The organism is bacterium, assembly GCA_016699995.1.
In the GTDB taxonomy this organism is placed as follows: Bacteria; Patescibacteriota; Doudnabacteria; order UBA920; family UBA920; genus UBA920.
Window position 1 is genome coordinate 110,306 of record CP064996.1, and the last position, 18,510, is coordinate 128,815.

An 18,510-nucleotide genomic window follows, 5' to 3' on the forward strand; every position below is an offset into this window, starting at 1 on the left:
AGAACCGAAATAAAACCATCTTTAATAGATGGTTTTATTTTTGTTTGAAATTTTTATGTTCGTTGGGCATACTGAACCTATGCCAGAACTACCGGAGGTTCAGACTGTTGTAACAGAGCTGAACAAGAAACTAAAAAACAGAAAAATTGACCGTGTTATTGTGAATATGGGTAAGATCATCAGTATTGGTCCGCAGACTGTTAGCAATGTTCGCAATACTTCGCAGAAAACAGTTAATCAATTTGCACGTTTGCTAGAAGGGCGAAAATTTTTAAGCGTACGGCGCCGAGGCAAGATGCTTATTTTTGATGTAGACGGGCCGTTGTCTTTGCTGGCTCATTTAAAAATGACCGGACAGTTTATTTTTGAAGACAAGGTTCAAGCTAAGAAGACCGGCAGCCAGTATCGGATTTTAAACAAGCTTACTGCTCCTTTGGTAAAGCTTCCTGCTAAGCATACTCACGTAATTTTTAAATTCACTGATGGTTCTACTTTGTATTACAACGATACGCGCCAGTTTGGCTACTTGCGTATTGTTAAAGATGCAGACATCGATAAGGTGAAGGAATTTAAAGAGTACGGACCTGAGCCTTTGGAAAAGGAATTTACCTACGAGGTTTTTGCCAGCAGTTTAAAGAATAGAAAGAAGATTCCTATAAAACTGGCTCTCATGGATACCAAGGTTGTGGTAGGAATAGGGAATATATATAGTGATGAAATTTTATACCATGCCCGCGTCCGACCCGATCGCACCGTCGATACCATTCGACCGCGCGAGCTAAGAGCGGTTTTCGAGCAGATTAAACCAGTGCTGTTAACCGGCATTAAATATAAAGGTTCCAGCGTGGGCGACTTTATTCGCACCGACGGTAAATGGGGAAGCATGGGCAAGCACCACTATGTTTACGGGCGCAAGGGCCAGCCGTGCCTCGGCTGTGGTACAATAATTTTAAGTAAGAAATTGGGCGGACGCACCACTAGCTATTGCCCAAAAGAGCAGAAATAACCAGGGAAAATAATATGACAGACGAACGTTGGCAACAATTTGTAGATATGGCTCAGGATACTTTTGATAATGTCGAAATTACCCGCGAGGATCTAACTGCCCAAACTATGGATGGGCCCGAAGTGCGCGGCTATGTTAACGTTTTAATTTTTGACCGCGAGGGTGATCGCTATAAGCTGGAACGGGAAAATAAACCTCTTGTTTTAGAGCGTACCGAACATCATGCCAAGCGCGCTAATGACACCGCCCGCATTGACTATAAGTTTTCGGATACAGAATTTACTCATAAGCTACGCGTATTCAAAGAAAACGATATGGGTGATTGGGATGAAATTAGCACCGCGGCACTGGGCCTGTAGAAACGCCTAACTAGGTTTTGCATCAATATTTATTTTCATGCTATCAGAACGCATCCTCTCCACAATTAAATTTTTCGACCTTCAAGACTATCCGCTCACAAGCTTCGAAGTGTGGCGGTATTTAGTATCCGACTTGTCTGCTCTAAAGAGCCGGATCGACGGCACTTATGAGCTCCCGTTGGACCTTCCCGAAGGGACAGGCTCAGTAGTGCACTTCGACACTTTGCTGGCTAACCTCGATATCTTATGCAAGGAAGGCAAGCTGGTTTCTAAACATGGCTTCTATGCATTGAATAAGGAGCAGGTTAATGGATCGGTTATTGTTAATTCCGGCGACACCAACCTAATTGATAAGCGTTTGCAAGCTTATCGTTATGGTTTGCGCAGAGAAAAATTAATGCGCAGATACATAGGGTTCACCCGACATCTGCCTTTTGTGCGGGGAATCAGCCTGGCCGGCTCCCAGGCGTTTGGGTTGCAGCGCCCGACCAGCGATATCGATCTGCTTATCATTACCGACTCAAGATTTATGTGGCTGGCTCGGATATTTTTGAGCGTGTATTTTCAGGTCTTGGGCGTGCGTCGCCATGGCAAAAAAATCATCAATCGGTTTTGCCTCAATCATTATATTGCCAATACCCGAGAGGTGGATGCCGAGCGCAATTTGTATAAGGCTATGGAGTACGCTAAGTTGCGCCCGCTGGTGTACCCGCAAACTACCCGGCAGTTTCAGAAGGCTAACGAAAAATGGATCAAGGTATTTTTCCCAAATGCAAACTTTAATACAGACCTTCATGAGCCTCAATCAGTTGTGCAAGCTTTTTGGGAGTTGCTGCTGAATCATCGAGCCGGGTTGTGGTTGGAGCGACAATTGGGCCAGATTCAGCTGAAAAGGATTAAACAGGATAAATTTATTTTTGTGAAAGACGATGAACTTAGCTTTCATCCAGAAAGCAAACACGAAGCGTTGTTAAAAGGATTTTTTGGGTAGGTCATTTGGGCAGTGGAGCAAAGCAAAATAAAAAGCCGCAACCAAATGGTTGCGGTTTTGTTTTGTACTATATTTTTATGCGTCACGATCATACGTGGCCCCTTCGGGCATATTCATGGTTTTAAGTTGCTTTAGCGTCACTATGCCAGCCATAGTGAGAATAGCTTGCAGGTAGCCCAGCCAGCGCATCGCTTTACCATAGCGATCGGCTTCTATAAAGTTGGGGATTTCTTGCGCCATGTAGCTGGCATGGCTGAGCCATGCAGCTTTGTTCGCTTCTTGGTATTCGCCTAAGCCTTCGTCTGGCATTCTTGCCGGCGGGTACCGAGATTTAAGCATTTCTGCGTATTCCACGCTGATTGCGATGACCTTTTCTTTTTTCATGAGTCCTCCTAACTTTATTTACAATACCACTGCTAAGATGGGAGTCAAATAAAAAACCGGCGGGAGAGCCTGCCGGTTTGAATCTTATGGTTTTGAGAATTCTACGTAGAGAATGATAGGGAAGCGATGCAGTCGGTATTGCAGATTGTAATTTTTGCTATCCTCAAGCGATTCGAGATCTTTCATGAATTCAAACTGGAAGCCAGCTTCTCTTAAATGATTGAGGTGCTCGGACAGTTTGTAAAAATAGCATTCCAAAGTTTTGTTGAAAGTGAAGCCGCGTTCCTCTTTGGCAAACCAGTGGTACGGACGGAGTAGAAGCCGCGGGCGGCGCATTAGCAGGCGCCCAATAATGCCGCGTTTCCATACTCCAACCGGAAAGGCGTAATACGGGTTTACAAACGTTAACATAAACTTGCCGCCTGGTTTGAGAATACGGCGCAGCTCGGTAAATGTTTTGACTTGGTCTTCTACATCGTGCGCAGCCATGCTCATGATGATAGAATCGAATTCATTGTCGTTGTAGGGAAGGGTGTCGTTTAAGTCTCCGGCGGTAAATTTTAGGTTCGGGTATGTTTGCTTAGCGTGTTCTAAAAATGGCCCCGAAGCATCAAGCGCTTCGATGTTCGCAAATTCAGCAGAGAGCTGGTCGGACAGCCAGCCCGGACCGCAGGCTGCGTCCAAGATTTTTTGATCTTTATTATTGCCAAGGCGGTTATAAAAACTTTCATGCAAGATTTTTCTAAAAAATTGCCCGTCTTCCGAGGCTAAAAACTCCAAGTAGTTTTGCGCGCCTTCTGGGTTGTCGTAAGATTCGCGCGAGGTTTTGAATTTCATATATGAGTAGTATATCAGATTGACAAATACCCTTGCATCCAATATCCTACATGCAGAAAATACAAAATATTGGGGGAAACATGATTACAAAACTAAGGCTTATCCTGATGGTGCTGACTTTTATTGTTGGTCTGCTGGCTGCTTATTGCGGCTCCGACGATGATAATAGCAAGAACTCTGACCTTCACAAGAAAATGGCGTTTGCTGTGCATGCCGAAAACAAGGCTGAATATGCCGGTTGGAAGCAGCTGCGTGCAGTGAATGCGACAGTAACGCATTTTAAGATGGCCGTCTTGGACGCTAACGGCGAAATTATAGAAGCTTATACGTATGTTCTAACCGAGAGTGAGCAATCCTCCGGCTTGACAGTGTATGCGACCGTTTCAAATTCCGATATTCAAAATATTTTTGAGATCGATGATGATGACCTTGATGGTAAGGTAGATGATTCTAGCGGTGTATTGGTAAATTTCCCAGGCCCTCAAGCAGAGGAAAGTTACAACAAGCGCATCGTACCGAATGCAGACGGCATGGCCGACGTTCAGGCGGCCTACGATACGGCTTTAGCTCTTTTACCACAATAGCGAGTTTAACCAGCTTGCTTTGACTTCTAAGAAGGAGGTAAATATGAAAAAACTAATCGCTATTTTACTGACATCATTTTGTATACTGGCATTATCCCCACAAATCGTAGGGGCTCAATCGGCCGATAAGTCTGTGAGAGAGGAGTCAGTCAATCTGGTTTCTGTGAAGGGGCGAGTCTTTACCCCACGCGGGAAAGCTCTTCGGAGCGCTACAGTTGTTCTTACAGATGCAGAGCAAAACCGTCGGACAGTGACTACCAACAGACTGGGAGCATTTACGTTCTATAAGGTACCAGCTGATCAAACCTACGTGATAGGAGTGGCTGGGACACCTTATCGTTTCACGTCGAGGGTGATCAATGTGACCAGTAAGCTCTCAGGTCTTGTCTTTAGAGGCGTGGATTAATTCACAAAATTAAATTTTCAGACCTGGTAACGTTTTTAAGTTTTAGCACTCACTTGACAAGAGTGCTATTTTTTTTATAATGGATATTGAGGTCCTATGATACCTTTTCTTAACCACACATTTTATATACAATTAATTATCATTAATAGACTTGTATGAATATCAAACCTTTAGGAAATCGCGTTTTGGTCAAGCAATTATCAGTCGAAGAGGTGACTGCCTCTGGTATAGTTCTGCCGGCCAGTGAAGGCAAAGAGAAGCCAAATCAAGGCGTAGTTATTGCTGTAGGCGATGGCAAGCATATCTCCGAATGCGGAATCAAAGTCGGCGACAAAATCGTCTTTAACGGCTATGGGATCGCCGAAGTAGAAGTTCCAGGGGAATCTGGCGGCAAAGCTGAGAAGTACAAAATTGTTTACGTGGCAGAAGACGAAGATTCACAAGCTGTTGCGATTATTAATTAATATATTTTGAAGCGCAGAATAGTTTCTCACAGTCGCTGAACTGCTACGCCAGCCTCGCCCAAAGCCTTGGGCGGCTGGCTGTGCAGTGAGGCTCCTTTAGAAAAACTATTCTGAACTTCTAAAAAGGATTAAGTTATTATGGCAAAACTGATTAAGACTGGCCTAGAAGCCAAGAAAGCAATTAAAGAAGGCGTGGATATCGCCGCAAACGCTATCAAAGTAACTCTCGGCCCGACAGGTAAAGCGGTGATTTTAGAGCGCGGCTATGGCAGTCCGACGATTTCCGATGATGGCGTGACTGTGGCAAAAGATATCGAACTGGAAGACAAGTTTCAGAATATCGGCGTTGAGCTCATTAAGGAAGTCGCCAACAAGACTAACGAAGACGCCGGCGACGGAACAACCACAGCTACCGTCTTAGCTCAGAAGATGATCGAAGAAGCGTTTACAGAGTTAGAGCGCAACACATTTAAAGCCAACGATCTCAAGCGCGGCATGGACAAGGCTGTGAAGTTTGTAGTGGAAGAACTGAGTAAAGCTAAAAAAGAAGTTACCAGCCGCGAAGGCATCGAACAGGTGGCGACCATCTCTTCTTTGGATTCCGAAGTGGGCAAGCTTATTGCCGAAGCTATGGAAGAAGTCGGCAACGACGGCGTTATTACCGTAGAAGAAGGTCAAAGCATTGGCTTAGAAAAAGAAGTGGTAAAAGGTATGCGCTTTGACCGCGGTTTCGTGTCTGGCTACATGGTGACCAACACCGAGCGCATGGAAGCAGTGTGGGACGATCCGTACATATTAGTTACTGATAAGAAGATCTCCAGCGTGCAGGAAGTTTTACCTCTACTAGAAAAAATCGCTCAGACAGGTAAAAAAGATTTGGTGATTATTGCGGACGAAGTAGAAGGAGAAGCCCTGACTACTTTTGTACTCAATAAGCTTCGCGGTACTTTCAATGTTTTGGCAGTGAAAGCTCCTGGCTTTGGCGACCGCCGCAAGGAACAGTTGGTAGACATAGCGGTTTTAACCGGAGGGCAGGTTATAACCGACGAACTCGGCTTGAAATTGGATACTACCGAAATTGGCCAATTGGGCCGTGCTAGAAAAGTCGTCGCAACCAAGGAATACACCACTATCGTGGATGGCGCCGGCGACAAAGAAAAAATCGACCAGCGTGTTAAGGAAATTTCTGCAGCGATTGGTGAGGCAAAATTCGACAGCGACAAAGAACAGCTGCAAAAGAGAATTGCCCGCTTGGTTGGCGGCATCGGCGTCATTAAAGTCGGCGCGTTTACGGAAACCGAGATGAAAGCCAAAAAATTTAAAATCGAAGATGCTTTAAACGCTACCCGTGCTGCAGTGGAAGAGGGGATCGTTGCCGGAGGCGGAGCGGCGCTGGCTAAAGCTGCGCCGGCTCTGGAGCAGGCCATTTCTAACTCCGATTACTTCCAGGAAAATGAAAAGCGCGGCGCTATGATTGTTGCTAAGTCTTTGACTGCGCCGATTCGCCAGATTGCAGAAAACGCTGGCGCAGAACCGACCGGGATTATCAAGTTCGTACAGACATCAGGTAACAATGCCGGTTTCGACTTTGCTAGTTATGACGAGATGAAATGGGAGCAGGGCAAGAAGGACGATATGATCGCCAGTGGAATCGTGGATCCGGTAAAGGTTACCCGCTTAGCACTAGAGAACGCGGTGTCTATCGCATCTACTCTGGTTACCACCGAAACGATTATCGTAGAAAAGCCGGAACCTAAAAGCGCCCCAGAAATGCCGGCCGGCATGGGCGGCGGGATGGGGGGAATGGGATTCTAGTCTCTCCTCGCAAAACATTTATTTTCCAAAAACTAAAAAAGCGCCACTACGGCGCTTTTTATTTTTGCAAATAATTTATGCTAGTATTACAAAGTATTTTTAGGAGGAGCTATGATTGAAAACGATAGAAACTTAGGCGAGAAATGCGGCGTGTTCGGCATTTATGGTCCAGGTTTGGACGTAAGCCGATTGACTTTTTTTGGCCTGGCTCTCTTGCAGCATCGCGGTCAGGAAAGCAGCGGCATTGCTGTTACAGACGGAACCGAGATCGACTGCCATAAGGATGAAGGCTTGGTCAACAAGGTTTATAACGAGCGAATCATCAAAAGCATGCGCGGCTTCGCCGCCATTGGCCATAATCGCTATTCAACTTCTGGTGGATCGTTTGCGCATCATGCCCAGCCGATTGTGGTTAATAACCAGATCGCTTTGGCTCATAACGGCAACTTGCCTTCGGTAACTGCTTTAACAAATTTTTTGAAAGAAGCCGGGCAGGATACTAGCGGTTGTTCAGACTCGGAACTCATGGCTTTAGCTGTCTCTCATCAGCTAAATTCTGGAAAATCATTCCCCGAAGCAATACAAGCAGTTTGGCCTTTATTCACTGGGGCCTTTTCGGTAACTGGCTTAACTAAGAAGAGCTTGTTTGCTTTTCGCGATCATTGCGGCATTCGTCCCTTGGTAATAGGGAAGGTAGACCAGGCCTACGTGGTCGCGTCAGAAACCTGTGCATTTAATATTATCGGTGCTAAATTTGTGCGCGAAGTTGTTCCAGGGGAGTTGGTGATCATCAACAGCCAGGGTCTGCATTCGTTTCAGATTCAAAAACCAGATCCTAAAGTAGATATCTTTGAGTTTGTTTACTTTGCTCGGCCGGACAGTGTCATCAACGGCAAGTCTGTGTATGCAGTTCGCAGTAATAGCGGCATCGAATTGGCCAAAGAGTTCCCGTTAGACGTGGATTTGGTGGTGCCGGTTCCCGAAACAGCTATCCCAACTGCTACATCTTATGCACGGGCTTTAAATTTGCCCTTCGAAATGGCTTTGGTTAAGAACCGTTATGTGCACAGAACTTTCATTCAGCCGGATGAACATACCCGTTCTCTCGGCGTGAGGATGAAGCTTTCGCCGCTGCCGGATTTGCTAGTCGGAAAGAAGGTTGCGATTATCGATGATTCGATTGTGCGCGGCACTACTTCTAAAGAGCTGGTTAAAGCGCTGTTCGAAGCGGGTAGCAAGGAAGTGCACATGCTGGTCAGTTCGCCGCCGGTTAAGTTCCCGGATTTTTACGGCATCGACACTCCAAGCTCTAAAAAGCTCATTGCGGTAGGCAGGACAGTCGAAGAGGTGCGCCAGCATATCGGCGCCACTTCGCTTAACTATTTGTCTTTACAAGGACTGATCAAAGCCACTGGCCTGGAGGAAAGCGAGTTGTGTCTTTCCTGCTTTACCGGGGACTATCCTATAGATTTGCACGAACGCATGGCGGACATAATCCAAATCAAAGCCGCGGTCAAATAACCTTCAATAATTTAAGTTTCATCAATATAAGTTTCAATAATAAAAGACGTTCTAAAATGAACGTCTTCTTTTATTGCCAAAACGGGTGTCCCGCTTTTTAGACTTTGGGTATTGGTCGGAAACTTTTCGGGAAAACTTCTGAGGTATTTGCTTGTTCGGCAGCCGGAGCTTTTCTTGCGGGAGAGGGTTAACTACAAGCTGCTGAATTCGATGAGGATTGATGTCATCCAGGATATTGTCTGGTAATTCATCTAGCGCCACGATCACGACTTTGAGTCCGGTTTCCGCTTCTATTACTCTCTGGAGCAAAGGAGGCGAGCATCCGATCAGTATAATTTGGGGTTTTTCTGGGTTTTCTTCTTCCAATTCCACTTATTTTAGCCTCCTTTTAAGTGTTGACAAAACAGTATACATCAGGTAATATTATTTGTCGAGCCTTATAGGGTCGGGTAAACCCGCATTTTATATTGGATCGCTATTACTCTAAATTTAAAAGAGACTCATGCTCCTGATTTCGGTTACTCGGATTGGGGGCTCTAATTAAAACCCCAAAAGAATACCTGTTCACTAGTCCTCGCCGCTGTGCGGCTGCGGAGTTGTTCACAGCTATCCTTTTGGGGTTTTATTAATAGATGTTGCTAAAACCATTCCATACCGTATAATTAGAGTAGTTAACGAGTACAAAATACATAAGGAGGCAGGATATGAGATACATATTTTTTCTGGTTACTATTTTTTTGGCTGTCGCTTACTTGCCTCTGAATGTAGAGGCACAGAAACGAACCAGTAAGCCTAAGGTAAAGAAGCCTACCGCTTCTAATAAGAGTTCAGCTAAACGGGCAAAGAGACCGATCGTCCGAAAAACAGTTGCAAGCAAAAAAGCTGTACCCATGCCTAAGCCGAGCAACCCGTTAGTTTCCGCTTTTTTGAAGTCGGGGACGGCCACTATCGTACCCCAGTGCATCGAGGGTAATCGAGTGGTGTGGACGATCTATTTTGTTCAGTTGTTTGAACAGTCTATAAGGCTGTTCGAAGGCTCACTAGAGGCGTTTAGGAAAGATGTGGTGCTGGAGCCGTTGGTTGCTGGCAATGCGCTGAATGGTGCGTCTAAGGATCCTAGGTGGGGCAAGAATTTTCAGAATGAAAGAGATCTGAAGCTCGCCCAGACTTTGCAAAAGGAGTTTCAACCGACCGAAATGGAGTTTTATCCTAAACTGCCGCAGACAGCTTTAAGCCAGATTGTGATAGTAAAGGATAGCCCTTGGGATCAGTTGAGTATCCGCAAGACCCATCAGATCATCAAGGATCACTTCGGTCCCGGCGTTCCCACTAATTTTGTATCAGAATGTCTATTTTTGGAATCCGGCCAGGATTCTACCAGTTAAGCCAGTCGTGCTCCCATAAGGAGACACGGCAGGCGGAGCCAGCAGATCACTTTTCCCTGCTGGCTCTTTAATTTTGTGTTATTTTGCCATCTTGACGAATACAGCCTTTTTATATATAATTATCCCATTGGCTGCTCGTAATGTTTCGACGGCTACAGTAAACAACATTATTTTCAATATTTTATGGGAGTTCCAAAAAAGCATAAAACCCGCAGCGGCCGTGACCAGCGTCGCAGCCACCATGCGATTAAAGCAGCTAACCTAGCAAAATGCGCGAACTGCGGCAGCCCGACAATGCCTCACCATGCGTGCCCTAACTGCGGCTTCTACAAAGGTCGCAAAGCAGTTTAGCCACTATGTTTAAGCAAGCAGCAACCCTTGACTAAGGGTTGTTTTTGTTATATAATTGGATGTTTCCTGTTGCATTGAGTTGTGAACGGGATAAAAAATTAGGAGGAACGATATGAACAAGTTTAAATTTTTTCTTGTCGTGCTCGGAATATCTGTAGCTAATGTGTGGGCTGTGTTTTTTTCTCCCGTCAAAATAGGGGAGGAAGTATCGTTAGTAGCCACCATAGTAGTGGCGACCGGCGTATCCTTGGCATTGATTTTTACCGCATATATGTTGTCGTGCGCTTACCGGGACCGCGAACAGCGCCGCGGTCGAAAAGATTATTAGCTCGCTATTGCAGCGAGCTTTTTTATTTCTTTCATTTCCGCTAAAATACCCGTATATGGCAAACCGACATTTACTTCGTACAATTGCATTGCAGAGTCTGTTCGAATGGGACTTTCATAATCAGCAGGAGAATCTTGACGAGATTTTTGACCGAGTCTTTAAAGAGTTTTGCCCAAAAAGCGATGATGACAGTTTTGCTAAAGTTTTATTGGATGGTGTTGTAAAGAACCACGAAGAAATCGATAAGATTATCGTTAAGCATGCTCCAGAGTGGCCTATTGCTCAAATTACCGTAATTGACCGCAATGTGCTCCGTTTGGGTATTTATGAAATGCTATTTTTAAAGGAAACCCCGCCGCGCGTGGTGATTAACGAAGCTGTAGAAATGGGCAAGAGCTTTGGCGGAGATTCTTCGGGAAAATTTGTAAACGGCGTGCTGGGCGCGCTGTATAAAGAGCTGCCACCGGAAGAAAAGGTAGAGAACAAGGAAGAGACAAAAGAAGCAGAAAAAGAAACAACCGCTGAATAGCGGTTTTTTTATTTTCTCCGGAAAGGCTGCGGATTGACTGGATATTGAAAAGAACTTCGATTGTTCTTGAAGAACCATTTTGCATACTTAACACAAGATAATTAATAAAAAAGTATGCAAAAGAAATCTTATTACTTTGGTGCAGTTTTGGCCGTGGTGCTGGCTGTATCGAACGTGTTTTTTGTGAGTGGGCCGGCCTTCGCGACCGCGCAAGAAGAATTGCCGAAAGCGATTATAATATCGGCGGTCCAAATTACTGGAGGGGTGGGAAAAACCAGCCAGGACTTTGTCGAACTATATAATCCCAACAGCGAGCCATTAAACCTAAATGGTTATCGGTTGGTTAAAAGAAGCAGCACTGGCACTGCGGACAGCTCCATAAAGTCGTGGTCGTCGGACAGCTATATCCCGGCCTATGGTTTTTATCTATGGGCCAATTCCAGCTACGGAGATATTCCAGTTTTGCCGGATACGATAACTTCATCAACCTTAGCGGACGACAATGGAATCGCTCTGCGTTTTGGCGCTAACGATACCGGCGCGATTATAGACAGTCTGGCCTGGGGCGCAACCAGCAACACTTTCGCAAGTTCCGGGCTGGCCAATCCAGGAGCAGGGGAATCTATCGCGCGCACTTCTATGTCCGAACCTAAGCTTTACGCTGTGCAATTGAGCAGTCCACGTAACTCAAGCGTGGTGCTAGCGCCTACCGCAGAGCAAGTTCCTACTGGTGATTTGCCAGAAACAGACCCTGCCCCGCAGGAACCTCCGGCCGAAGAACAGCCCGTAGAAGAACCTCCGGCCGAAGAACAGCCTGCGCAGGAACAAGCTCCGTTAGAACAGCCTCGTACCATCTATATTACCGAATTGCTGCCCAACCCTAGCGGCGCAGACGCAGGCAAGGAGGAGATCGAATTGTTTAACTACGGAAGCCAAATTGTTGATTTAAGCAATTGGGTTCTGGACGACGTCTCGGCCGAACAGCCGCTGAGTTCTAATAATTACGCCATTATGGGTCTAAATCTCGAACCTGGCCAATATGCTTCCATTATTATCCCGGCTGGCAAATTTACCTTGAATAATTCGAGCGGCGACACTGTCACTCTTTTTGATTCCAATGGTGAAGCGGTGGATACCGTAATCTACACTCAATCGGCACCGAGCGGGAAAAGCTATAGTAAAATTGGCGATCTGTGGAACTGGGCAATTCCAACACAAGGTTCGCAGAATGTTCCAGACCTAGCCCCAGAGGAAGAGATTGAAGAGGAAGAACAGCAGTTACTGCCTTCGATTCAAGGACTAGTGATTTCGGAAATATATGCCGCGCCTCTAAAAGGGGAGCAGGAGTTTGTTGAGCTGTATAATTCCTCGGATAGCGAAATTGATATGACCGGAGGAATAATTATGGTTGGCAACAGTTCTGCGGGGTTGCCGCAAATTATGGTGCCGGCAAAAAGTTATTATTTGCTTCGGAGAGAAACCTTGACTTTAGCTTTAGCCAATAGCGGTAAAAAAGTCAGCCTGCTTCAAAAGCAAGACGGAGTTGCCGCTCAGAACAGCGCAGTGGTATTTACCGTCGAATATCCTAAGTCCATAACCGGCCAGTCATATGCAAAATTCGAAGACAATTTTTTATGGACCAGCAAAGTGACTCCGGGCTCTGTAAATGTATTGGAGCAGCCACAGCAAAAACCAGCCGCTAATCTTGAAAGCGATAAAAAACCAGTTGTAAAAAAATCTACAAGTCCAAAGGCACCTGTTAAAACAACAGTAAAAACCTCTAGCACAAAGGCAGCGGCGAAGCCCGCAGAAAAAACTAACTCGAAACCTGCTGCCACAGCCAAAAAAACTACAGAGTCAGTCAAAAATGAGCAAAAAAGTGAAGACGAGAACAAGCCAAAATCAAAGGGTTTAGCCGGGGTTGTTGCCATCGCAGTCGCTAGCCTGGGGGCTGGCGGATTAGCTGTATATCGCTTTGGAATGGGCGGTGGAATGCCATTTTAAACATTTTCCGGCTTTCTTACGTTATATAGTATATGATAGAATACAGCTATCACTACTATGCAAAAGAAAAAGTCTTTATGGGATTGGATCGAAATAGGATTCGGATTCTTAATTAATAGCATCGCCGGCTTTTTTATAAAATAGTTTTTCGGCTGTAATCTATGCTATAATTAACAAGATCAGTAATATAAATTACTATGAGCTTAAATAAATCAGATTTAATTGAGGTTTTGGCAGCCCGACTTTCTATCACTTATACAGAGGCCGAGAGAATGCTTAATGCTTTCATAAACTTGATTTATGAAAATCTCCGCAACGGTGAAAAGGTTAATATTAGCGGTTTTGGTCAGTTTAGCGTTTCGCATAGAGAACCTCGCATCGGTGTTAATCCCCGCAATCCATCTCAGAAGATTCAAATTCCAGAATTGAACACACCTAAATTCAAAGCCGGTGAAGCGTTTAAAGAAGCTGTAAAGCTTCGCAAAAATTCTCCTACTCAGGAATAACCTCAGTTCTCAAAGCCGCCCCTCCGTGGGCGGCTTTTAGTATTGACAACTCCGCAGATTTCCCGTATACTACTGCCGAAAGTTGTTTCAATTTTCGGAAGCAAAAACGGAGGTTAAGAGATGAAAATTTTGGGATTAGCATTGCTGGCACTCGGCATCTGGTTCTTCGTTCTGCCTTTGGCAGGGGCATTGTGGTCTGTTGCCACTTTGAGCGTCTTGTTGGGAGCCGTAATGCTCGCCGGCGGAGCTTTGACCCTTGGCGCTGGCAGGCCTTTTAAGGCGCTGTGGGGCGGCGGCAAGCAGCTCACAGACAAAGAGCTGGACAAGATAACGGATGGTTGGCATAAATACTGACCTGTACTACCAAACTTAACGGATGTCTATTAGGCAGCCGTTTTTATTTTGGCAAAACAAAAACCGCCTAATTCGCCAGTTGGCGTAGCGGTTTTTGTCTGGAGCGGGTAGGGGGAATCGAACCCCCATCATCAGTTTGGAAAACTGAGATAATAACCATTATACGATACCCGCATTTTTAATCCGCCAGGCGGCGGATTTTTTGGTCGGGAACCCGGGACTCGAACCCGGAACCTCTCGGTCCCAAACCGAGTGCTCTAGCCAATTGAGCCAGTTCCCGTAGTGGCAGATCGCAGTCCATTCTTCTTCTTGCGAATGGCCGCTGCCAGATACTGAGTAATTCTACTTAATTTTCCGGTTTTTATCAAGTGGCATATTTTCCTCTATGGTGGAGCGGAGGGGAGTTGCATCCCTCAGCCTGGAATTGACGAAAGTCGGTAGGTGTCTTATAATATATCCAGAAATGAATATTTGCGGTTTTAAACAGAATATCTATAAATTGATGCTCAAATAAGCGGGCTTTTGCCAGCTAATATTTGGGCGTTTTTTATTGGAAGTTTTGTTACCTTACCGAAGGGTAAGGAGTATAAAAAATCGAAAGAATTTAGCGAATAACTGTAACAATAGTAACCACAGGGCGTCTTATTAACTGAAGACCTATATAACGAGTTTGCGTACCTCAGTGGACCGGCTCACTTAAACCACAACTTTAAACTCTAGAAAAGGCATTTGCTCCCAGACAGTGCTTTCCTTTTTTATTATCGTTTGCAACAGTCTCAGCCGGCTGCAAGCACGCCGGCCATAGCCAGCAGCGAAGTAAAGGAAGTCATTATTCTGGGCCCGTCCGCCAATAGCGCGGCAGGCCGCTGACCATATATGGTTACTCTATATATTAACCAGCGGCCGCAAAGGTTCAGTATTCTTTTCAATTATTGCCCCTATCTATAAATACACCTTAATAGGCGCCTTAAGACTATAGCGACTCTAGATCGCGATGTCGGGCTCCCTGGTCGAACTATTAGGAAATATGGTTTTAGATAGGACAAGTAATAATCGGTCTTTATATGAATAGGCGAGAACGAACTCTAGAGCGGTCTCGAAACTAACATTAAAGTTCGTCAAAAACTAATTAATATTTTCTGAATTATCATTGATTATCGCAATTGACTAATCAAGACTATAACTCTCTCTTCTGTCCAAATGAACAGCGGTAGAGAATCTTATAGCCCAATTCAGAAAATGGAGTTCTAAATGTCTAATTTATTAAAAAAAGTTGCTGTAAGCGTGTCTACCGTTGCAACAGTTGCTGCTATGGGCTTAATGCCAATGGCTGCAAAAGCTGCTGCTCCTGGTGAAGTCTACAAGACTGGCGATGGTACCGTATGGTTCATCACCTCCGACATGCAAAAGCGACCTTTCACTTCTGCAGGTGCTTTCTTGAGCTACGGCTTCTTGTCGTTCTCTCAAGTTAAAGACGCAGACGCTAGCGTAACTGCTTTGCCTACTGGCGCGTTCATCGCTCCAGCTGACGGTAAAATTTTCTGCGCTACCGAAACTAAGGGAAGTGACGTTAAAGGTGAATGTTCCTTAATCACCGGCGGCCAAAAAGCTGCTTTCACTTCTGCTGCTGTATTCACTGGCCAAGGATTCTCCTTCTCCCGTGCAATCAGCGGTGACTCTTCTTTCTTGAGCAAGACTTCTAACATCGACAGCGCTTCCGCTGGTCACTTACCAGGTGTTCTAGTTAACAACTCTGGTACTGTTCAGATGGTAGTAAGCGGCGGCCTATGGGGTATTCCATCTGTTGATGTGTTTAACTCTTGGGGTTACAGCTTCTCCGATGTAGTTCCAGCTAACGCTGCGGACAAAGCTTTGGCTCAGGTTGGTGTGATCCCTGCTCGTCAGGCTGGTCAGTTAGTACCTTCTGGTACCACCACTCCAACTCCAAGCGGAGCTTACACTGCTTCTGTTGCTTCTGACAGCCCAGCTGCAAGCACTTTAGTAGCAGGTCAAGCTACAGCTAACTTGGCTAACTTCACTGTTAGCGGTAACGGTACTGTAACTTCTTTGAAGTTCAAGCGCACTGGCGTATCTGCTGATGCTACCCTTTCTAACGTTTACTTGTTCGAAGGTAATACTCGTATCACTGATGCTGCTAGCGTTTCTTCTGGTTTCATTACCTTTGCTGGTCTTAACTGGCCAGTAAGTGGCGCTCGTAATGTTTCTGTTCGTTCTGATATTGCTACTGGTACTTCTGGTCAAACAGTTGGTGTTCAGCTAGTAGCAGTTAACGGCACAGACCTTATCGTGATGCCTTCCGGTGCTATTCACACTATTGCTACTGCTACTCTAGCTACTGTAGCCGTAGGTGTTCCTACCTCTACTACTACGACTGATCCAGGTAATGATGTAAATGTATGGCAGTCTGATTTTAGCGTAGGTACTCGCGACGTTGTATTAAACCGCATTGCTCTTCGCCAAATCGAATCCATTAACTCTGCTGATATCCGCAACTTCCGTCTTTATGTAGATGGTGTTCAGGTTTCTGCTGTAGGTAACTTGGATGCTAACGGTTATGTAACCTTTGGTGGCTTCTCTAAGACTCTTACCACTGGTTCTCGCCAAATTAAAGTTTTGGCTGACGTAATTGGTGGTTCTTCTCGAAACATCAAGATGTCTTTGCGAAACAAAGCTGACTTGGGCTTGGTTGACTCTCAATACCAAGTAAACGTAACTGCAACTGGTACCTTCCCTGCACAACCTGCAAGCGCAACCGCAGTAAGCTCTGGTAGCATCACTGTTACTAAAGCTGCTAACTCCCCATCAGGGTCAGTTACTAAGGACGCTTCTAATGTTGTTTTAGGCCGTTGGACCATGACAGCATACGGCGAAGCTATTAAAGTAGAAACTTTAAACTTTGCTATTGATACTAACAATACCGATCAAGACTACACTTTGCGTAACGGTAAAGTAATGGTTAATGGTACACAGGTTGGTAGTACTACTGGCTTAGTCGCTGACGGTGCTGCATCTTCTGCTGCTAGCTTCACTACTAACTTTATGGTTAACCCAGGTACTCCTGTGACCGTAGAATTAGTATCTGACATCTACGACGAAGAAGACACTGGTGCTGAATTGGTAAACGGTAGCACAATCCAAGCTACTATGTTGACCGGTTCTAGCAATGGTACTCGTCAAGTATCTTTGGGTACTGTAAATGTTCCATCTTCTAACATTGCTGCAAACGTAGTAACTGTTGCTGTTGGTTCTTTGAGCATGGCTAAGACTGGCACCTATGGTAACCAGACTTTCGTGTCTCCTACATCTGCGTTCAAGATCGCCTCTTATCAAATCGCTGGTAACAGCACTGAAGACGTAAATGTTCACACTATCGCTGCTGATATTGCAGTAGCTGGTGGTCCTGCTATCACTGATGTTACTGATGTATACTTCAAAATCAATGGTACAACTCAGACATCTGTAAAGCCTACTGTAACCGCTACTGGTAACAGTTGGTCTGTATCTTTCGTAGTCCCTAAGAATGGCACCGTATCTTTGGATATGTATGCCAACTTAAGTGCTGCTTTCGGAACTGCTGATACCGTAGCCGCAACTACTACCGTAACTGGTACAACTGCTAACTCCGGTACTTCAGTAAACACCGGTGCAGTTGCTGGTCAAACCATCACCGCTGGTGCTGGTGCAATCAGCATGGCCTTCGAAAACTCTTCTGGTATTGCTGCTAGATTGTTAACAGATGGCCAGAATGACGTTACAACTGCAGCTTACCGTGTAAGCACCTTGAATGACTCTCAGACTCTTCAGGACTTCACTGTAACTGTAACTTCTGCTACAACAGTTAACACTGTTAAGTTGTATGCAGATGGCGCATTAATTGCTAGCAAGCCTGGTGCTACTTCCGTATCATTTAATGATCTTGGAATCCCGGTACCTGCTAACTCTAGCAAGCTAATCGAAATCAAGCTTGACATTGGTGCTGTAACCAACACTACTGGTCTAGCTACTGTTACTACTTCTATCACTGCCGCTACAGCCGCTCCTGGCTCTACTGGCGTGGAAGCAGCAGTAACCCCATCCGGCACCGGCAATACTATGTATGTCTTTGCTTCCGTACCTGTTATTGCACAAGCTGCATTAACTAACGGTGGTGATGGACAATTGACCAACGGTGTGGTCACTATCGCTAAGTTCACTATGAACGCTAACGGTGGTCCTATCCAATGGAAAGCTATGAACTTAGCTTTGTCTAAGTCTACTGCTATTACTGGTTCTGCGGTGCAGTTGTTCCGTGACGGTTCTTTGGTAGCTACAACAGCTGAAACAATTGCTGCTGGTACTACTGATACTGTTAACATCGTAACTACTAACCCAGAGTCTGTAAGTGGTAGTGTTACTTATGAAGTTCGCGCTACTATTGCTAACGCAGCAGCAGGTAACTTCTTGACTGCAAGCTTCAGTGCCGCTGAATCTGCTCAAGAATCTGCAGCATACGCTAGCGTGGCTGGTTCTAACTTCGTATGGTCCGACGTAGTCGGTGACGCTGATGAAGTTCACTCTGTAACTTCTGATGATTGGCACAATGACTATCTAGTTGTTACTTCTCCAATCTCTTGGACAGTTGACTGGAATAACTAAATTTTAGTTATCTAGGAACACATTCTATAG

At 45.3% G+C, this 18,510-nt stretch carries 19 protein-coding genes and 2 tRNA genes; 16 read left to right on the top strand and 5 right to left on the bottom strand.

Annotated features, from left to right (window positions below; genetic code table 11):
• Nucleotides 1-79 precede the first annotated feature (79 nt).
• Genes mutM through IPM19_00555 form a run of 3 tightly spaced genes read left to right on the top strand, consistent with a single transcriptional unit; the run spans nt 80 to nt 2,356 of the window.
• Entirely contained in the window at nt 80-1,006 is a 927-nt protein-coding gene (mutM, locus tag IPM19_00545) for a DNA-formamidopyrimidine glycosylase (protein ID QQS23046.1), read from the top strand.
• A gap of 14 nt (nt 1,007-1,020) precedes the next feature.
• Nucleotides 1,021-1,365, top strand: a complete 345-nt coding sequence (locus tag IPM19_00550; protein QQS23047.1) for a hypothetical protein — start codon at nt 1,021-1,023, stop codon at nt 1,363-1,365.
• Between the two features lie 37 nt (nt 1,366-1,402).
• Nucleotides 1,403-2,356: a nucleotidyltransferase domain-containing protein gene (locus IPM19_00555; GenBank protein ID QQS23048.1), complete on the top strand. Its 954-nt coding sequence runs from the start codon at nt 1,403-1,405 to the stop codon at nt 2,354-2,356.
• A 75-nt stretch (nt 2,357-2,431) separates the two neighbouring features.
• On the opposite strand, the gene IPM19_00560 is transcribed toward IPM19_00555, so the two are convergent.
• Together IPM19_00560 and IPM19_00565 are read right to left on the bottom strand one after the other, a co-directional pair.
• Complete coding sequence (locus IPM19_00560; GenBank protein ID QQS23049.1) at nt 2,432-2,740, bottom strand: hypothetical protein; 309 nt, start codon at nt 2,738-2,740, stop codon at nt 2,432-2,434.
• 84 nt (nt 2,741-2,824) lie between these two features.
• The gene (locus IPM19_00565; GenBank protein QQS23050.1) at nt 2,825-3,577 is read right to left on the bottom strand and encodes a class I SAM-dependent methyltransferase; all 753 of its coding nucleotides are present in this window, start codon (nt 3,575-3,577) and stop codon (nt 2,825-2,827) included.
• 80 nt (nt 3,578-3,657) lie between these two features.
• Between IPM19_00565 and IPM19_00570 the strand changes: the two genes are divergently transcribed.
• The 5 genes from IPM19_00570 to IPM19_00590 all read left to right on the top strand — a co-directional run bounded on the left by IPM19_00570 (nt 3,658) and on the right by IPM19_00590 (nt 8,367).
• Nucleotides 3,658-4,161 carry a hypothetical protein gene (locus IPM19_00570; protein ID QQS23051.1) on the top strand — a complete coding sequence of 168 codons (504 nt, stop codon included), beginning with the start codon at nt 3,658-3,660 and terminating at the stop codon, nt 4,159-4,161.
• A 43-nt stretch (nt 4,162-4,204) separates the two neighbouring features.
• A complete protein-coding gene (locus IPM19_00575) occupies nt 4,205-4,567 on the top strand; it encodes a carboxypeptidase regulatory-like domain-containing protein (protein ID QQS23052.1) in 363 nt (120 codons plus the stop codon).
• Between the two features lie 155 nt (nt 4,568-4,722).
• Nucleotides 4,723-5,031, top strand: coding sequence for a co-chaperone GroES (locus IPM19_00580; protein ID QQS23053.1), 309 nt, complete (start codon nt 4,723-4,725; stop codon nt 5,029-5,031).
• Between the two features lie 138 nt (nt 5,032-5,169).
• The gene (gene groL / locus IPM19_00585; GenBank protein QQS23054.1) at nt 5,170-6,846 is read left to right on the top strand and encodes a chaperonin GroEL; all 1,677 of its coding nucleotides are present in this window, start codon (nt 5,170-5,172) and stop codon (nt 6,844-6,846) included.
• A 111-nt stretch (nt 6,847-6,957) separates the two neighbouring features.
• Nucleotides 6,958-8,367, top strand: coding sequence for an amidophosphoribosyltransferase (locus IPM19_00590; GenBank protein QQS23055.1), 1,410 nt, complete (start codon nt 6,958-6,960; stop codon nt 8,365-8,367).
• Nucleotides 8,368-8,418: 51 nt separating this feature from the next.
• Here IPM19_00590 and IPM19_00595 read toward each other — a convergent pair whose 3' ends face one another.
• Complete coding sequence (locus tag IPM19_00595; GenBank protein QQS23056.1) at nt 8,419-8,739, bottom strand: hypothetical protein; 321 nt, start codon at nt 8,737-8,739, stop codon at nt 8,419-8,421.
• A gap of 332 nt (nt 8,740-9,071) precedes the next feature.
• Here IPM19_00595 and IPM19_00600 point away from each other — a divergent pair, with 332 nt between their 5' ends.
• The 7 genes from IPM19_00600 (at nt 9,072) to IPM19_00630 (ending at nt 13,824) form a co-directional block, all read left to right on the top strand.
• A complete protein-coding gene (locus tag IPM19_00600; GenBank protein QQS23057.1) occupies nt 9,072-9,752 on the top strand; it encodes a hypothetical protein in 681 nt (226 codons plus the stop codon).
• 183 nt (nt 9,753-9,935) lie between these two features.
• Entirely contained in the window at nt 9,936-10,103 is a 168-nt protein-coding gene (gene rpmF, locus IPM19_00605) for a 50S ribosomal protein L32 (protein ID QQS23058.1), read from the top strand.
• Between the two features lie 112 nt (nt 10,104-10,215).
• Nucleotides 10,216-10,431 carry a hypothetical protein gene (locus IPM19_00610; protein ID QQS23059.1) on the top strand — a complete coding sequence of 72 codons (216 nt, stop codon included), beginning with the start codon at nt 10,216-10,218 and terminating at the stop codon, nt 10,429-10,431.
• Nucleotides 10,432-10,486: 55 nt separating this feature from the next.
• Nucleotides 10,487-10,960, top strand: a complete 474-nt coding sequence (gene nusB / locus IPM19_00615; GenBank protein ID QQS23060.1) for a transcription antitermination factor NusB — start codon at nt 10,487-10,489, stop codon at nt 10,958-10,960.
• A gap of 114 nt (nt 10,961-11,074) precedes the next feature.
• The gene (locus IPM19_00620; protein QQS23061.1) at nt 11,075-12,964 is read left to right on the top strand and encodes a lamin tail domain-containing protein; all 1,890 of its coding nucleotides are present in this window, start codon (nt 11,075-11,077) and stop codon (nt 12,962-12,964) included.
• 197 nt (nt 12,965-13,161) lie between these two features.
• Nucleotides 13,162-13,470, top strand: coding sequence for an HU family DNA-binding protein (locus tag IPM19_00625; protein QQS23062.1), 309 nt, complete (start codon nt 13,162-13,164; stop codon nt 13,468-13,470).
• A gap of 120 nt (nt 13,471-13,590) precedes the next feature.
• Entirely contained in the window at nt 13,591-13,824 is a 234-nt protein-coding gene (locus tag IPM19_00630; GenBank protein QQS23063.1) for a hypothetical protein, read from the top strand.
• Nucleotides 13,825-13,923: 99 nt separating this feature from the next.
• Here IPM19_00630 and IPM19_00635 read toward each other — a convergent pair.
• Both IPM19_00635 and IPM19_00640 read right to left on the bottom strand, forming a co-directional pair.
• Nucleotides 13,924-13,998 (bottom strand) — tRNA-Gly (locus IPM19_00635).
• A 29-nt stretch (nt 13,999-14,027) separates the two neighbouring features.
• Nucleotides 14,028-14,104, bottom strand: a tRNA-Pro gene (locus IPM19_00640).
• 971 nt (nt 14,105-15,075) lie between these two features.
• Here IPM19_00640 and IPM19_00645 point away from each other — a divergent pair.
• Nucleotides 15,076-18,480: a hypothetical protein gene (locus IPM19_00645; GenBank protein ID QQS23064.1), complete on the top strand. Its 3,405-nt coding sequence runs from the start codon at nt 15,076-15,078 to the stop codon at nt 18,478-18,480.
• The last annotated feature ends 30 nt before the right edge of the window (nt 18,481-18,510 follow it).

Coding starts and splice junctions, on each gene's coding strand:
- mutM (QQS23046.1), top strand. CDS start 80: ATGCCAGAACTACCGGAGGTTCAGACTGTTGTAACAGAGCTGAACAAG.
- IPM19_00550 (QQS23047.1), top strand. CDS start 1,021: ATGACAGACGAACGTTGGCAACAATTTGTAGATATGGCTCAGGATACT.
- IPM19_00555 (QQS23048.1), top strand. CDS start 1,403: ATGCTATCAGAACGCATCCTCTCCACAATTAAATTTTTCGACCTTCAA.
- IPM19_00560 (QQS23049.1), bottom strand. CDS start 2,740: ATGAAAAAAGAAAAGGTCATCGCAATCAGCGTGGAATACGCAGAAATG.
- IPM19_00565 (QQS23050.1), bottom strand. CDS start 3,577: ATGAAATTCAAAACCTCGCGCGAATCTTACGACAACCCAGAAGGCGCG.
- IPM19_00570 (QQS23051.1), top strand. CDS start 3,658: ATGATTACAAAACTAAGGCTTATCCTGATGGTGCTGACTTTTATTGTT.
- IPM19_00575 (QQS23052.1), top strand. CDS start 4,205: ATGAAAAAACTAATCGCTATTTTACTGACATCATTTTGTATACTGGCA.
- IPM19_00580 (QQS23053.1), top strand. CDS start 4,723: ATGAATATCAAACCTTTAGGAAATCGCGTTTTGGTCAAGCAATTATCA.
- groL (QQS23054.1), top strand. CDS start 5,170: ATGGCAAAACTGATTAAGACTGGCCTAGAAGCCAAGAAAGCAATTAAA.
- IPM19_00590 (QQS23055.1), top strand. CDS start 6,958: ATGATTGAAAACGATAGAAACTTAGGCGAGAAATGCGGCGTGTTCGGC.
- IPM19_00600 (QQS23057.1), top strand. CDS start 9,072: ATGAGATACATATTTTTTCTGGTTACTATTTTTTTGGCTGTCGCTTAC.
- rpmF (QQS23058.1), top strand. CDS start 9,936: ATGGGAGTTCCAAAAAAGCATAAAACCCGCAGCGGCCGTGACCAGCGT.
- IPM19_00610 (QQS23059.1), top strand. CDS start 10,216: ATGAACAAGTTTAAATTTTTTCTTGTCGTGCTCGGAATATCTGTAGCT.
- nusB (QQS23060.1), top strand. CDS start 10,487: ATGGCAAACCGACATTTACTTCGTACAATTGCATTGCAGAGTCTGTTC.
- IPM19_00620 (QQS23061.1), top strand. CDS start 11,075: ATGCAAAAGAAATCTTATTACTTTGGTGCAGTTTTGGCCGTGGTGCTG.
- IPM19_00625 (QQS23062.1), top strand. CDS start 13,162: ATGAGCTTAAATAAATCAGATTTAATTGAGGTTTTGGCAGCCCGACTT.
- IPM19_00630 (QQS23063.1), top strand. CDS start 13,591: ATGAAAATTTTGGGATTAGCATTGCTGGCACTCGGCATCTGGTTCTTC.
- IPM19_00645 (QQS23064.1), top strand. CDS start 15,076: ATGTCTAATTTATTAAAAAAAGTTGCTGTAAGCGTGTCTACCGTTGCA.